The 14,658-nt window shown below is 33.4% G+C and carries 14 protein-coding genes; 2 read left to right on the top strand and 12 right to left on the bottom strand.

Annotated elements, in window-relative coordinates; translation table 11 throughout:
- Positions 1 to 72: 72 nt before the first annotated feature.
- The 9 genes from murI to ACJJV4_RS05950 all read right to left on the bottom strand — a co-directional run bounded on the left by murI (position 73) and on the right by ACJJV4_RS05950 (position 9,542).
- On the bottom strand, positions 73 to 852 hold the full coding sequence (gene murI, locus ACJJV4_RS05990; RefSeq protein WP_405292552.1) for a glutamate racemase: 780 nt from the start codon (positions 850 to 852) through the stop codon (positions 73 to 75).
- 1 nt (position 853) lies between these two features.
- The gene (gene def / locus ACJJV4_RS05985; RefSeq protein ID WP_405292551.1) at positions 854 to 1,489 is read right to left on the bottom strand and encodes a peptide deformylase; all 636 of its coding nucleotides are present in this window, start codon (positions 1,487 to 1,489) and stop codon (positions 854 to 856) included.
- Between the two features lie 33 nt (positions 1,490 to 1,522).
- Positions 1,523 to 2,800 carry a rod shape-determining protein RodA gene (gene rodA / locus ACJJV4_RS05980; protein ID WP_405292550.1) on the bottom strand — a complete coding sequence of 426 codons (1,278 nt, stop codon included), beginning with the start codon at positions 2,798 to 2,800 and terminating at the stop codon, positions 1,523 to 1,525.
- Positions 2,800 to 4,737: a penicillin-binding protein 2 gene (gene mrdA / locus ACJJV4_RS05975; RefSeq protein ID WP_405292549.1), complete on the bottom strand. Its 1,938-nt coding sequence runs from the start codon at positions 4,735 to 4,737 to the stop codon at positions 2,800 to 2,802. The genes rodA and mrdA overlap by 1 nt, the downstream gene beginning before the upstream one ends.
- Positions 4,734 to 5,240: a rod shape-determining protein MreD gene (locus ACJJV4_RS05970; protein ID WP_405292548.1), complete on the bottom strand. Its 507-nt coding sequence runs from the start codon at positions 5,238 to 5,240 to the stop codon at positions 4,734 to 4,736. The genes mrdA and ACJJV4_RS05970 overlap by 4 nt, the downstream gene beginning before the upstream one ends.
- Entirely contained in the window at positions 5,233 to 6,054 is an 822-nt protein-coding gene (gene mreC / locus ACJJV4_RS05965) for a rod shape-determining protein MreC (protein WP_405292547.1), read from the bottom strand. Before mreC ends, ACJJV4_RS05970 begins: the two co-directional genes overlap by 8 nt.
- Before the next feature lie 24 nt (positions 6,055 to 6,078).
- Positions 6,079 to 7,107 carry a rod shape-determining protein gene (locus ACJJV4_RS05960; RefSeq protein ID WP_405292546.1) on the bottom strand — a complete coding sequence of 343 codons (1,029 nt, stop codon included), beginning with the start codon at positions 7,105 to 7,107 and terminating at the stop codon, positions 6,079 to 6,081.
- 193 nt (positions 7,108 to 7,300) lie between these two features.
- Positions 7,301 to 8,833, bottom strand: coding sequence for a bifunctional phosphoribosylaminoimidazolecarboxamide formyltransferase/IMP cyclohydrolase (gene purH, locus ACJJV4_RS05955; RefSeq protein WP_405292545.1), 1,533 nt, complete (start codon positions 8,831 to 8,833; stop codon positions 7,301 to 7,303).
- Positions 8,834 to 9,086: 253 nt separating this feature from the next.
- Positions 9,087 to 9,542: a GAF domain-containing protein gene (locus ACJJV4_RS05950; RefSeq protein ID WP_405292544.1), complete on the bottom strand. Its 456-nt coding sequence runs from the start codon at positions 9,540 to 9,542 to the stop codon at positions 9,087 to 9,089.
- A gap of 69 nt (positions 9,543 to 9,611) precedes the next feature.
- Between ACJJV4_RS05950 and xrtF the strand changes: the two genes are divergently transcribed.
- Both xrtF and ACJJV4_RS05940 read left to right on the top strand, forming a co-directional pair.
- A complete protein-coding gene (xrtF, locus tag ACJJV4_RS05945; protein WP_405292543.1) occupies positions 9,612 to 10,163 on the top strand; it encodes an exosortase family protein XrtF in 552 nt (183 codons plus the stop codon).
- Positions 10,156 to 10,593: an exosortase F system-associated membrane protein gene (locus ACJJV4_RS05940; protein ID WP_405292542.1), complete on the top strand. Its 438-nt coding sequence runs from the start codon at positions 10,156 to 10,158 to the stop codon at positions 10,591 to 10,593. Before xrtF ends, ACJJV4_RS05940 begins: the two co-directional genes overlap by 8 nt.
- 136 nt (positions 10,594 to 10,729) lie before the next feature.
- Here ACJJV4_RS05940 and ACJJV4_RS05935 read toward each other — a convergent pair whose 3' ends face one another.
- The 3 genes from ACJJV4_RS05935 to ACJJV4_RS05925 all read right to left on the bottom strand — a co-directional run bounded on the left by ACJJV4_RS05935 (position 10,730) and on the right by ACJJV4_RS05925 (position 14,642).
- A complete protein-coding gene (locus tag ACJJV4_RS05935; RefSeq protein WP_405292541.1) occupies positions 10,730 to 12,766 on the bottom strand; it encodes a M3 family metallopeptidase in 2,037 nt (678 codons plus the stop codon).
- Between the two features lie 160 nt (positions 12,767 to 12,926).
- Complete coding sequence (gene purE, locus ACJJV4_RS05930; RefSeq protein WP_405292540.1) at positions 12,927 to 13,409, bottom strand: 5-(carboxyamino)imidazole ribonucleotide mutase; 483 nt, start codon at positions 13,407 to 13,409, stop codon at positions 12,927 to 12,929.
- A 78-nt stretch (positions 13,410 to 13,487) separates the two neighbouring features.
- Complete coding sequence (locus tag ACJJV4_RS05925; protein ID WP_405292539.1) at positions 13,488 to 14,642, bottom strand: 5-(carboxyamino)imidazole ribonucleotide synthase; 1,155 nt, start codon at positions 14,640 to 14,642, stop codon at positions 13,488 to 13,490.
- Between the last annotated feature and the right edge of the window lie 16 nt (positions 14,643 to 14,658).

The following is a 14,658-nucleotide window of genomic DNA, read 5'->3' as shown; positions in this document are numbered from 1 at the left end:
TTCAATAACTGACTTACTTTATCTTTAATAATATACATTTTAAATACGATGACAATTTGATTGTTTTGTTAATTAGAAATCAGCAATTTCAATATTAAATTTTTTGTTTAAAAGAGCATGCATGGTATCCGGATTTCCGTTAGTTAAAAACATGTTTTCAGCTCCGTTTGTGGTAGTGTTTAGTAAATTATATTGTTCTAAAATAGCTTTAGTCTGTCGGGCTACGGCTTGGCCAGAATCTATAATTTTAACGTGTTTTGGAAGTATATCTAGAAGTAACGGCATTAAATATGGATAATGCGTGCAGCCTAAAACCAAATGGTCTATGTTGGCGGCTATCATGGGGTTGAGATAGATTTTTAATAACGACTTCATTTCTGGAGAATGTAATTTTCCTGTTTCAATGAGATCCACAATACCTTCTCCAACTTGCTCAATAATATTAACGCTTTTTGAAAACATACCCGCCGTTTTTGAAAATAAAGCACTGCTTAATGTGCCTTTTGTTGCTAGAATACCAATAGCATTTGTTTTGGTTTGTAAGGCTGCCGGTTTTATGGCTGGTTCTATTCCTATAAAAGGAATTTTATAATGCTCACGAAGGTAATCTATGGCATTTGTAGTTGCTGTATTACAGGCTACTACTATTATTTTACAATTGTTGTGTAGTAGATATTCGGTGTTTTTTATGCTTAAATCTACAATGGCTTCTTTGCCTTTAGAACCGTAAGGCGCATGTTTGCTATCGGCTAAATAAAGCGTGTTCTCGTTTGGTAAAAGCGTGTTAATTTCTTTCCAAATGGAAGTTCCTCCAACCCCAGAATCGAAAATGCCTATTGAGTTTTTATTCATTTTAAAGCTTGGGTTTATTGGCGTCGCGTACTTCTTTTTCTAGATGGTCTAAATATAAAATACCGCTTAAATGATCTATTTCGTGCTGAAATATTACTGCTGTAAAATCGTTAATGGTTTCTTTTTTATGTTCAGCGTTCATAGTGTCATATTCAATATCGATAGAAAAGGCTCGACTGTTAAGCATGTCGCTACGGTTGGGGATGGATAAGCAGCCTTCTTTTACCGATTGTTTTTCCGTTGAATATTTGGTGATTCGTGGATTTAAATACACCTCGAAAGGGTGGTTTTCTTTATCGAAACGTTGTACCCAAATAATGTTTTTTAAAATGCCTACCTGCGGTGCGGCAATACCAACTCCCATAGATAAACTGTCTCTAACTGTAGCGTAGAGCCTGCTAACAAAGGTTTTTAAAACAACATTGTTTGGCGATGGTTTTATGTATGCACTTTTCGAACGTAGTAAAAGTGAATCTTTTTTATTAGTTATTTTAAAAACACGCATGGGTGCTAAGCTATCGGCAATTGAAATTAACTGCGTTTGCTCTTTAGAAAAACTTTGGTCGGTAAGCGTTTTACTACTAGAGCAGCTAGCTAATATAATTAGTGTAAAAAGTGTATATAGTTTATTTTTCATTAGAGTAAACATAATAAAATAACGATGAGTAAACTACCATTCGTTTATTTTGTTGGAATCTAATTTAATAAAAATAAAGATTAAAATAGTAAATGCCCAAAGCCCAGAGCCTCCATAACTGAAAAGAGGTAATGGAATACCGATAGTTGGAATTAAACCCATAACCATACCGATATTAATTAAAAAGTGGATAAAAACAATAGCCGCAACACCATAGCCATAAACACGACTGAATTGCGATTTTTGTAGTTCGGCCAAGTGCAATATACGTAGTAATAATAAAACAAAAACTATAACTACAAACGAGCTACCAAGAAAACCCCATTCTTCGCCTACGGTACTGAAAATGTAATCGGTATGCTGTTCAGGTACAAATTTTCCGGTGGTTCGTGTACCCTCCATAAAGCCTTTACCCGAAACTCCGCCGGAGCTTATTGCTTTTTCCGATTCGTTTAGATTATAGGCAAATGTTTGCTTCATTTTTTGAAGTTTAACAGGGTCTTTTTCTAAACGTAACCAAAGACTTATACGGTCTTGTTGGTGGGGTTGTAAAACGCTTTGATAGAAAAATTTTACTCCAAATGAAACGGCTAATGCCGCTATTATAATAAGTGCTAGGTGATAAACTCTAAGTTTTCTTTTACTTAGAAAATGATAAGAAATCACGATAATAATAGCAATAATTGATGTAACAATAGCTCCAAATTTTAAAGATAAAACAGAAAGCAGTATGACTGAAACGGCAAGTGTTAAATAATATTTAGGTAAGCCTTCACGATACAAAACAAAAAAGAAAGCACCGTAAACAATGGTACTCCCAGTATCGTTTTGCAGTAATACTAAAACGGCTGGAGTAATAATTATAGCAAATGTTTTTATTTGATCGCTAAAATTTTTAATGTTAGTATTTAGATCACTAATGTATTTGGCAACCGCTAATGCTGTGGCTGTTTTTGCAAACTCACTAGGTTGTAAGGTCATGCCGCCAATGGCATACCAAGAGGTGGCTCCGTTTACGTTTTTACCGAATATAAACAACCCAACTAGTGAGAGCATAGAAATAATATAGATTACACTGGAGAAGCGTTCATAAAACTTCGCGTCTATGGCTAGTAACAATATTATTAAACCAAAGGTTAGAAAAATAAAAATTAGTTGTTTCCCGAAGGGTTGTGAAAGATCGAAATAATTTAGTGTGGTTCCGGTGTGTGATGCTGATAAAATATTAAGCCAGCCAAAACCAACCAAAAGAAAGAAAAGGAAAATAGTAATCCAGTCGAATTTAAAATGCCTGTTAGTATCTCTAACCATTAATTTGCTGTTTTATTGATTTTATTCAGCTCTGTTTTCAGTCTATTGTATTCTTGGTCTTCAACAATTTGTAAGCTTGTTTGTCCGTTAATTTTAAATGGTTCGCCAGAATAAGGTTTAGCGTATTCATTTTCTAAACTATGTTTCAATAACCATTCTTCTAAATCTTTTCGGGTAATTTCCTTTTTAATATGTTTTTCAATCATTAAACTAGCAATACGCCCAGCGAAACGACTGCCCCAATATCCGTTTTCAACAAAAACAGCGATTGCTATTTTTGGGTTATCTTTTGGTGCAAAAGCTAAAAATATAGAATGATCTGTAAGTTGTGTTTTTACACTATCAATTTTAACAAAGTTTTCTACGGTCCCTGTTTTTCCGCAAATGTCAATATCTTTAACTTGTAAAGAAGCAGCAGTACCTTTTTTATAAACTTGTAACATGCCTTCGATAACTGGTTCGAAATTCTGTTTGTCTATAGTGGTTACTTTGGGTTTTGTAAATTGCTCGGGGAGTGTTTCATTTTCAATACTTTTTATAATATGTGGTGTAAAGTAATGGCCACGATTTGCAATAGCAGCTGCCATATTAGCTAATTGAATAGGTGTTGTCGCAACTTCTCCTTGACCAATAGCATTAGAAATGGTATAAGTAGAGTAGAACGTGTTAGGGTAGATGTGCTTGTAATAATCTCGATCTGGTATCCGGCCTTTTTGGCCAACAAATAAATCGTTATTTAAAAATTCGCCTAAACCAAAGCTTTTGGCATGCTTGCTCCAAGCGTCAATACCATCGGAAGCATTACCGTTTTTATCTAAAATTTTTCTGTAAGTGGTAGCAAAATAGGCGTTGCATGAACGTTGTATACCCGAAATCATATCGTTTCTAGTTCCACTATGGCAGTGGCATTTCATAAAGCGGTTTCCGTATTTATAACCTCCGTAACAGGTAACAGTTTCATCAGGACCAATAACTTCTTCTTGTAGAGCGATTAGAGCGTTCATTAATTTAAATGGAGATCCTGGCTCGTAAACACCTTGTAAACTTCTGTTGAAAAGAGGTTTTGCTATAGAATCATTATAGAGTTTTGTAAAGTTTTTAGAGCGGTTTCTTCCAACTAAAATATTTGGGTCGTAGGTAGGAGCAGCAACCATCGCTAAAATTTCCCCAGTTGATGGTTCTATGGCAATAACGCCACCACGTTTATTTTGCATAAGTAATTCGCCGTAAGCTTGTAAGTCGGCATCGATAGTGATTTTTATGTCTTTACCTTGTTCGGGAATAATATCGAATTTGCCATCTTTATAAGGGCCAATGTTACGGTTAAATCTGTCTTTTTGAATAAATTTTAAACCTTTAACGCCACGCAATGTTTGCTCATAAGAAGCTTCAATACCTTGCTTCCCTATAAGGTCACCCATTTTATAGTAATCGTCTCGGTTTATAATAGCATTATTTACCTCGCCAATATCACCTAAAACATTGGCTCCAATTGTTGTTTCGTAATGCCGAAGTGAACGTTTTTGTATATAGAATCCTTTAAATTTTCGCATTTTCTCTTGAAGTACCGCATAATCAGATTTTGATAAATGCGAAACAAATACTGAAGATAATCTAGGAGAATAATGACGCGCTTTGTTATATGTTTTTATAAATTTTTCTTTGTCAATTTTTAATAGATTACAAAACTCTAAGGTATCAAGAGGTTCAACTTCTCGTGGAATAACCATGACATCGTAAGATGGTTGATTAGAAACTAAGAGTTCGCCGTTTCTGTCGTAAACAAAACCGCGTTTAGGGTAGTCCCAAACTTTTCTAATGGCGTTATCATCATATAAGCTATCTGAATTCGAGCTGTACACTTGAAGATAAAAAAGCCTAGAAATAAATAAAACACCAACAAGAATGATGGAAATAAAAAGTAAAAATTGCCTCATTTCGTTTTTCTACTAAAAATAATTGTAATTAATATAATCAATATAATACTGAATATACTTGAGAATAACGCTTTTTGAAGGATTAAAATTATTTTTGAAAAGTTAAATATTTCTAAACTAAACAAAACGAGGTGATGTACTATGGTAAGTAGTGCAATATAAGTGAGTTTGGCTCCAAAATCTACGGCGTTAAAGCGAATGGTTTGGTGCTCGTAAATCATACCAAAAGAGGATTTTAATAGAATAGGGCGAATGTATGCTATAAATACGCACGCCGCTGCGTGAATACCACCAGTATCAAGAAATAAATCGATTGAAAGGCCTAAGAAGAAGCTAAGTAGAATAATGACGATGCGATTGTTTCTAACTGGGAAAAAAGCAATTAATAAAATGTAGATGTATGGGTTTATATATCCTAAAAAATTAATGTGGTTGAAAATTAATACTTGAAAAAGAACGAGTATTATAAACCGACTAGCTTGGGCGAAAAATAAACTATTCATTGCTAATGCCGTTTAGAAGGTTTTTAATTTCAGGTAGATTGATGTTTTTAATAATGTAAACATGCTCAATATTCGTCATGTCATTAAACAACAATACATTTATTTCATAATAATTTTCGGTGTTATCCAATTTGAAATCACTCACTGTACCAATGGGAATACCTTTAGGAAAAATAGAAGAAAGTCCAGATGTTACAATAGTATCTCCTGTTTTAAAGTTTGCAATTTTTGGAATATCTACTAATTGTGTAATTCTTGAGTTTTTTCCGTTCCATTTTAGCGAACCGTAGTGGTTGCTCTTTTTTAACTTAGCACTAATATTACTAGTTGTATTTAATATTGAAATAACGGTTGCGAAATTTTTACTTGTTTTATTTACAATCCCTAAAATACCTTTACTTGTTATAACTCCAAAATCTTCATGAATACTATCATTTTTACCTCTATTTAATAGTAAAACATTATCTGATAGGGCATAACTATTCTTGATGATGTTAGCCGAGGTGAATTTGTATTTATTGTTAAACGATAAGCTATCTATGTAAGTCGAATCTTTTGTAGCTTTATTATACAAAAGGGATTTTAGTTGTTTGTTTTCTTCTGCTAATAGATTATTTTGAGATCTTAAATTAAAATAATCTGAAATATTATTTACAGAATTGTAAACACCACCTGTTAAAAAGTTAGCCGAATTAATAAACTTACTTTTATGATAGGAGTGTGACTGAATTGTAAAAACAATAGAAATGCTAAACAGCAACAAGAACAACAAAAAGTTTTTGTTTCTTATTATAAAGTTAATAATCTGTTGCATGGGTTATAGACCTATTTTATGCTTTTATTTTATCAATACACTTTTGTATTTAGGTAAGTTTTTAAGTGTGATACCAGTACCACGCACAACAGCACGTAACGGATCTTCGGCAATGTAAACCGGTAAATCTGTTTTTAAAGATAAACGCTTATCTAAACCACGTAACATAGAACCACCACCGGCTAAATATATACCCGTGTTGTAAATATCTGCGGCCAATTCTGGAGGCGTTTGAGATAAGGTTTCCATAACGGCATCTTCGATGCGTAAAATAGATTTATCTAAAGCTTTTGCTATTTCTCTATAAGAAATTGATACTTGTTTAGGTTTTCCTGTTAGCAAATCACGTCCTTGAACGCTCATGTCTTCTGGAGGTAATTCTAAATCTTCAGTAGCAGCACCAATTTGAATTTTTATTTTTTCAGCAGTGCGTTCACCTACATATAAATTATGTTGTGTTCGCATGTAATAAACAATATCGTTTGTAAATACATCACCTGCAATTTTAACCGATTTATCGCAAACAATACCACCAAGTGCAATGACAGCAATTTCTGTTGTACCACCACCTATATCTACAACCATATTTCCTTTTGGTTGCATGATATCTACACCAATACCAATAGCCGCAGCCATAGGTTCGTGAATTAAGTACACTTCTTTACCATTAACACGCTCACAAGATTCTTTTACAGCACGCATTTCTACTTCTGTAATTCCAGAGGGAATACAAACTACCATACGTAATGCTGGAGTAAAAAACTTCTTTTTTAATGCTGGTATGTTTTTAATAAACATACTTATCATTTGTTCCGAAGCATCAAAATCTGCAATAACACCGTCTTTTAAAGGGCGAATAGTTTTAATGTTTTCATGGGTTTTACCTTGCATTAAACTGGCTTCTTGCCCTACGGCAATAATTTTACCAGAAATTCTATCTCGTGCCACAATAGATGGTGCATCTACAACAACTTTATCATTATGAATAATAAGTGTGTTGGCGGTACCTAAATCTATGGCTATATCTTCGGTAAGGAAGTCAAAAAATCCCATGTGCTATTAATAATTTATTGTGGTTTAAAAACGAATCTCGTAAAAGTACTAAAAGTTACTAAATATTTAGAGTTTTAAAGTGTGCAAAATTCGGTTTACCAAAAGTATTCGTAGGTTATACGTATTTTATTTAATTATGGACGGTTTAAACTATCTTCTGTTTAAAAGTGAAGCTTAAACCGTCCATAAAAATTTAGTGTTTAAAGTGGCGTGTTCCAGTCATTACCATAGCTACATTATTATCGTTACAATAATCAATGCTTAATTGATCTTTAATAGATCCACCAGGTTGAATTACCGAAGCTATACCAGCGTTTTTAGCTATTTCCACACAATCAGGAAAAGGGAAAAAAGCATCACTTGCCATAGCAGCTCCGTTTAAATCAAATTTAAAGGTTTGCGCTTTGTGTATGGCTTGTTCTAAAGCGTCAACACGGCTAGTTTGTCCGGTTCCGCTCGCTAATAGCGTTTTGTTTTTTGTTAAAACAATAGTATTAGATTTAGTATGCTTACAAATTTTAGAAGCAAATATTAAATCGTCAACTTGCGAATTAGTTGGCGCTAAGTTTGTTACTGTTTTTAAATCTTCAGCCTGATCTGTAATATTATTTCTGTCTTGTACTAAAACACCGTTTAAACAGCTTCTAACGTTTGTTTGCGGCATGTCAATATCATGTATTTCTAATAAAATTCTGTTCTTTTTACCTTTAAGAGTTTCTAGCGCTTCCGCAGAAAAAGAAGGTGCGATAACAACCTCACAGAATAATTTATGTATTTCTTCGGCTGTAGCTAAATCAATTTCTTTGTTGCTAATTAAAACGCCTCCAAAAGCAGAGACAGGATCTCCTGCCAATGCGTCTACATAAGCTTGGTGTAATGTGTCGCGCTGGGCTAAACCACAAGCGTTATTGTGTTTTAAAACAGCAAATGTTGGTGCGTCGTTTTTAAATTCGTTCATTAAATTCACTGCAGCATCAACATCTAAAAGGTTGTTGTAGCTTAACTCTTTACCATGCAGTTTAGTGAATAATTCATCAAAGTTTCCGAAGAAAAAACCTTTTTGGTGTGGATTCTCTCCGTAACGTAATGTTTTACCATTTGTTTCGCTAATTTTTAAAACAGTCTCTTCATTGTTTTGGTTGAAGTAGTTAAAAATAGCCGTATCGTAATGAGAAGATACATTAAATGCTTTTCCTGCAAAACGTTTTCTGTTTTCTTCAGAAATACTTCCGTTATTTTCAGAAATAATGTCTAAAAATTCAGCATAATCATCTACTGATGATACACAAATAACATCTGAATAATTTTTAGCTGCTGCACGAATTAAAGAAATCCCTCCAATATCAATTTTTTCAATAATATCTTGAGTACTTGCTCCAGAAGCTACTGTTTTTTCAAATGGATATAAATCTACAATAACAACATCAAGTTGTGGGATGTCGTATTCAGCTAATTCAGCAACATCACCATCATGGTTTTGTCTGTTTAAAATACCTCCAAAAACTTTAGGATGAAGTGTTTTTACACGGCCACCAAGAATAGAAGGGTAAGAGGTTACATCTTCAACAGGAACAACGTTTATGCCTAAATCGTTAATAAATTTTTCGGTGCCACCAGTAGAATATATGGTCACGCCTTGTTCGTTTAACTTTTTTACAATAGGTTCTAATCCGTCTTTACTAAATACAGAAATTAGTGCCGATTTAATGGTTTTTTCGTTGCTCATTAGTGTTGTGTTGTGTTTAAGAGTCCTTTTTATGTGAAATTTTATTGTTTTTCAGCCTTTTACACTGAAAATTTAAAATATTTGCAAAAGTACTTATTTAGTTTAAAAAATAGGTTGTGAAATAATAAAAAAGAAGTTTCATTTTTCAACTAAAAAAAGAAGTTGTTAACAAGTGGAATGCAAAACACATACCCCACGTGACAACAACTTCTATAAATTATTTCTATTTTAAATTATTCTATAAAAAGGTTTTCTATAAAATAGTTGCAACTTGAGCACAAACAAACTCTAGAAAACGCTCATCGGCTTCTGTAAATGGGTCTGGTGTATTCGAATCAATATCAATTTGGCCAATATTTTCGCCGTTTACAAAAACAGGAACAACTATTTCTGCTTTAACCGTGATGCTACAAGCAATATAATTATCTTGAGCAGCAACATCTGGCACAACAAAGTTTTCATTACTAACAGCTACTTGTCCACAAATTCCTTTTCCAAAAGGAATTACAGTATGGTCTGTTGGAGCTCCAACGTATGGGCCTAAAAGTAATTCTTCTTTCTCACCGTTTCTAAAATAAAAACCTACCCAATTATAATACGCTATGTTCTTTTCTAGCAGTTGGCATATGTTTAATAAGCGCTCATTTTTATCTATTTTATTATTAGAAATAATTGCAGATACTTGAGGTTTTAGAGTTTCTAAAATCATAATTTCAAAAGTTTTGGCAAAAGTATTTAAAAAGATGTAATTTCGGTACTTTGTTTATAGCATTTTAATTTGAAATCACTCTTTCTAAAATACCGGTCGGTAATAAAATTTATACTTACATTTTTGTTGGTCTACATTTCACTGTCTGTAATTTATAAATTCTATTTACAGTTTTCCGACGGTTCTAAATTTTACCCCGACTATTTTACCTATTTGGTCGGAGAGCAAAGTAAAGATTTGTTAAACACTATGGGTTATACAACCGAACTTGTGGCGCACTTAAATGAGCCTTCTTTAATGGTTATATTAAAAGATGTTTATGTGGCTAGAATTATTGAAGGGTGCAATGGGCTTAGTGTTCTTATTTTATTCATGTCTTTCATTGTAGCATTTTCAGGAAAGTTAAAAATTACGTTTTTGTATCTGCTCTCTGGGAGTGTTGTTATTTATGTGGTCAACATTTTACGTATTGTAATATTATCGATATGGCTTTATAAATATCCGGAAGAATCGGAGTTTCTACATTCAGTTGTTTTTCCGGCTATTATTTATGGTGTTGTTTTTTTATTATGGATTTTTTGGGTGAATCGTTTTTCTAAACTAAATCAAAAAAATGTCTAAATCGGTTAAGTATCTTTTACTTTTTTTATTGACAGCTTTGTTGATTTTAATTCGTTGGTTTGAAAACGAATTGTTTTACGATCCGTATCTAACCTTTTTTCACAACGATTATTTATATATTGATAGCCCGAGAAGAGAGGTGTTTAAACTCGTTGCTTTTACGGTATTGCGCTATGTTCTAAATGGTTTGGTTTCTTTGGCGATTCTTTATGTAGTTTTTAAAGATAGAAGCATTGTAAAGTTTTCTGCTTTAGTGTACGTGATGGCTTTTATGGTTTTAATCTGTGGGTATTTATACTTTGTAATTAATCCGCAACAATCCGATTATTATCTCTTTTTTAATTTGAGACGTTTTTTAATTCAACCGGTAATTTTAATATTGTTATTGCCTGCTTTTTATTACTATAAACTCACCAAGAATTTAAAGTAGATTTTATTCTGAAGCAGTACAGGCTCGTTTATTTTTAAAGGAAAACGTGGAGTATTTCGATTTTAAACACAAAAAAAAGTGCTTATTTAGTTTGAAAACCGCATAAACACCTTAGGTTGTTTTAATAGATATTAGTTTATTTTATTAACCCTGCCCGTTTTAATAAGGCTTCAGGTTTTGGTTCTTGACCTCTAAAGCGTTTGTAAAGTACCATTGGGCTTTCTGTTCCTCCTTGTGAAAGCACATTGTCTTTAAATTTGGTTGCTACGTCTTTATTAAAAATACCAGCGTCTTGAAAATATTCGAAAGCATCGGCATCTAAAACTTCCGCCCACTTGTAACTGTAATACCCAGATGAATATCCACCTTGAAAAATATGCGAAAACGCTGTGCTCATGCAAGTTTCCTTGGTTGAAGGGTATAGGTTTGTACCAGTGAAAGCTTCAGTCTCAAAATCTTTTACGTTTTTAATGTTTGATGGATCTTGTCCATGCCATTTCATGTCTAATAAACCAAAGCTTAACTGGCGTAGCGTTTGCATCCCTTGATGGAAACTCGCTGAATCTTTTATTTTTTCAACTAAATCCATTGGGATAACTTCTCCAGTTTTATAATGTTTAGCAAACAATTCTAAAGCTTCTTTCTCGTAGCACCAGTTTTCCATAACTTGACTAGGTAATTCTACAAAATCCCAAAACACACTCGTTCCAGATAAACTAGGGTATGTTGTATTTGCTAACATACCGTGCAATGCGTGTCCAAATTCATGAAATAGGGTAGTAACCTCGTTAAAGGTTAATAAAGATGGTTTGCTTTTAGTTGGTTTGGTGAAATTACAAACAATTGAAATATGCGGACGGCTATTTTCTCCGTCTACAATATACTGCGGTTTGTAAGACGTCATCCAAGCACCATTTCGTTTCCCTGATCTTGGGAAAAAATCGGCATAAAAAATAGAAACTAAATCACCATTTTTATCGGTTACTTTATAGGTTAAAACATCTTCGTGATATTTATCGATGGTATCGATTTCTTCAAAATTTAAATCGAATAGTTTATTGGCAACCGCAAAGGCACCATCAATTACATTTTCTAATTTAAAATAAGGTTTTAGTTGCTCATCGTCTAAACTAAATAATTTTTGTTTAAGTTTTTCAGAATAGTACGAGCCATCCCATTTCTCTAATTGATCGATGTTGTCTAGTCCTTTTGCGAATTCTTCTAGTTTTTTAAACTCTTTTTCGGCGGCTGGTTTAGCTTTTTCTAATAATTCATTAGAGAAAGAAAGAACATTTTCTGGCGTTTGAGCCATACGCTCTTCTAAAACAAAATGTGCATGTGTTTTATAGCCTAATAAGTTAGCGCGCTCATGACGTAAATTTACAATTTGAAGCACGATATCTTGGTTGTCTAAATCGTTACCTTTAAAAGCTTTGCTTCCTGCTGCTAAAGTTAATTTTTTACGTAGTTCTCTATTATCGGCATAGGTTACAAAGGGGATGTAGCTCGGGTAGTCTAGGGTAAATAACCAGCCTTCCTTATCTTTAGATTCTGCTAATTGTTTGGCAGCTTCAATAGTGCCTTCTGGTAAACCCGATAAATCCTTATCGTTCGAAATAAGCATTTCAAACTTGTTGGTTTCTGCTAATACATTTTCGCCAAATTTTAAACTTAACTGACTTAATTTTTTATCAATTTCGCGAAGCTTTTCCTTTTTTTCTTCTGGCAAATTTGCACCATTTCTAGAAAAGCCTTTATATTTTTTATCGAGTAAAGTCGCTTGTTCGGTAGTTAAATTTAACTCACTTTTAGTATCGTAAACAGCTTTAACACGTTTAAATAAGTCTTCGTTTAAAGTAATATCATTGCCGAATTCTGATAATAAAGGCGAAACCTCTTGTGCTATTTTCTGAATAGTTTCATTGGTTTCAGCAGAATTTAAATTGAAAAATATACTCGAAATTCTGTCTAGTTGTTCTCCAGAAAAATCTAAAGCAACTATGGTGTTTTCAAACGTTGCTGCCTCTGTATTATCAACTATAGCGTCAATTTCTGCTCTAGCTTGTTGTATCGCTTCTTTAAAAGTTGGAAGATAATCTTCGTTTTCAATAGATGAAAAAGGCGCCGAGTTGTATGGAGTTTGGAATGGGGTAATTAAAGATGTTTTTATCATTTTAATTAAATAAGTGTTAAAATTAAAATTTATTATGCACACATAGTAAATTGTTGTAAGTTTGCAACAACAATTATAGAGTGACTAACTCTTATAGGATTATTGTTAATAGCTAGAAAAACCTTGAAATTTATATTTCGAGGTTTTTCATTTTATAGCATTAGTTTAAATCTTTGGCCGATTCGTTTACCTTCACTTTTAAATCCTCTTTATAAGCTATTATTTTATCGCGTACCGATATATCGCTCGCTCCTAAAATTTGTGCTGCTAATATTCCTGCGTTTTTTGCGCCATTTAAGGCAACTGTAGCAACTGGAACACCACCTGGCATTTGTAATATAGATAACACAGAATCCCACCCATCAATAGAGTTACTGCTTTTTACGGGTACTCCAATAACTGGTAATGGTGATAATGATGCAATCATGCCTGGTAAATGCGCCGCACCGCCAGCTCCAGCAATAATGACTGCAAAACCTTTTGTGTGTGCATTTTTACCGTAATCGAATAATTTTTCTGGTGTACGGTGCGCCGAAACAATATCAACTTCAACATCTACACCAAATTCTTTTAAAATGTCTATGGCATCTTGCATTACTGGTAGGTCGCTTTTGCTTCCCATAATGACTCCTACTTTATTCATTTTTAATATGAATTAAATTTATAATTATATTTCTTTTGTTTGAAAAATTCCTAATTGTACAAACGCTTCAGTATTTTGTTATTCTGAAATTACTCGTATAGATTCTTTAACATCTTGAGCTGTTTTTCTAGCTTCGTTTAGATTTTCGTTTACTATAGTAACATGCCCCATTTTTCTAAACGGACGTGTTTGTTTTTTTCCGTAAATATGTGGTGTTACGCCATCCATACTCATTATTTTTTCTATGTTTTCGTAAACTACATTTCCGCTATAGCCTTCGGCTCCAACAAGGTTTACCATAACACCTCCTACTTTGTTATCTGTACGGCCTAAGGGTAGGTTTAAAATAGAACGAATATGCTGTTCAAATTGCGAGGTGTAGCTGGCTTCTATAGTTTGGTGACCAGAATTATGTGGTCTTGGAGCGACTTCATTTATTAAAATATCATCATTTTCTGTTTGAAACATTTCAACAGCTAATAAACCAACATGGTTAATAGCTTCCGAAACTTTTAATGCTACAGCTTCTGCTTTTTTAGCAACGGCAACATCTATGCGAGCAGGGCAAATTACATACTCTACTTGGTTGGCTTCTGGATGAAATTCCATTTCTACAACCGGATATGTTTTTGTTTCTCCCGATGCATTTCTGGCAACTATTACAGCTAATTCATTTTTAAAAGGTATAAGGTTTTCTGCTATACACTCTACGTTAGGTAAATCTTTTATGTCCTCAAGAGTTCTTACAATTTTAACACCTGTACCATCGTACCCAAATTGTGCACATTTCCAAACAAAAGGTAACTTTAAACCACCATGATTTATGGCTTCTTTTATTTCCGAAGTAAAAGCAAAGCGAGTGAATGGTGAGGTCGGGATATTGTGGTCTACATAAAACAATTTCTGCGTTGCTTTATTCTGGATAATACGCAATGTCTTAGCCGAAGGATAAACTTTTATACCTTCTTTTTCCAGAGCTTCTAAAGCATCAATATTTACATTTTCAATTTCAATAGTTAAAACATCTACTTGTTTTCCGAAATTATAAACGGCATCATAATCCATTAAATCACCAAGGTGAAATTCGTCGCAGGCTGTTTTGCAAGGTGCCTCGTTGCTAGCTTCTAAAACACAGGTGTAAATGTCAAATTTACGCGTGTTGTAAAGTAACATTTTACCGAGTTGCCCACCACCTAAAATGCCGAGTTTAAAATGAGAAGAAAAATAATTCATTTGCTTGTTTTTAACT

Source organism: Algibacter sp. Ld11 (genome assembly GCF_045066735.1).
Taxonomy (GTDB): Bacteria; Bacteroidota; Bacteroidia; order Flavobacteriales; family Flavobacteriaceae; genus Algibacter.
This window is presented reverse-complemented; position numbering and strand designations above follow the sequence as displayed.

Bases quoted from the DNA above. Each gene is read 5' to 3' on its own strand.
- purE (WP_405292540.1), bottom strand. From the start codon at position 13,409: ATGAATAAAGTAGGAGTCATTATGGGAAGCAAAAGCGACCTACCAGTA.
- ACJJV4_RS05935 (WP_405292541.1), bottom strand. From the start codon at position 12,766: ATGATAAAAACATCTTTAATTACCCCATTCCAAACTCCATACAACTCG.
- def (WP_405292551.1), bottom strand. From the start codon at position 1,489: ATGAAAAATAAACTATATACACTTTTTACACTAATTATATTAGCTAGC.
- murI (WP_405292552.1), bottom strand. From the start codon at position 852: ATGAATAAAAACTCAATAGGCATTTTCGATTCTGGGGTTGGAGGAACT.
- ACJJV4_RS05925 (WP_405292539.1), bottom strand. From the start codon at position 14,642: ATGAATTATTTTTCTTCTCATTTTAAACTCGGCATTTTAGGTGGTGGG.
- purH (WP_405292545.1), bottom strand. From the start codon at position 8,833: ATGAGCAACGAAAAAACCATTAAATCGGCACTAATTTCTGTATTTAGT.
- ACJJV4_RS05960 (WP_405292546.1), bottom strand. From the start codon at position 7,107: ATGGGATTTTTTGACTTCCTTACCGAAGATATAGCCATAGATTTAGGT.
- ACJJV4_RS05970 (WP_405292548.1), bottom strand. From the start codon at position 5,240: ATGAATAGTTTATTTTTCGCCCAAGCTAGTCGGTTTATAATACTCGTT.
- ACJJV4_RS05940 (WP_405292542.1), top strand. From the start codon at position 10,156: ATGTCTAAATCGGTTAAGTATCTTTTACTTTTTTTATTGACAGCTTTG.
- rodA (WP_405292550.1), bottom strand. From the start codon at position 2,800: ATGGTTAGAGATACTAACAGGCATTTTAAATTCGACTGGATTACTATT.
- mreC (WP_405292547.1), bottom strand. From the start codon at position 6,054: ATGCAACAGATTATTAACTTTATAATAAGAAACAAAAACTTTTTGTTG.
- ACJJV4_RS05950 (WP_405292544.1), bottom strand. From the start codon at position 9,542: ATGATTTTAGAAACTCTAAAACCTCAAGTATCTGCAATTATTTCTAAT.
- mrdA (WP_405292549.1), bottom strand. From the start codon at position 4,737: ATGAGGCAATTTTTACTTTTTATTTCCATCATTCTTGTTGGTGTTTTA.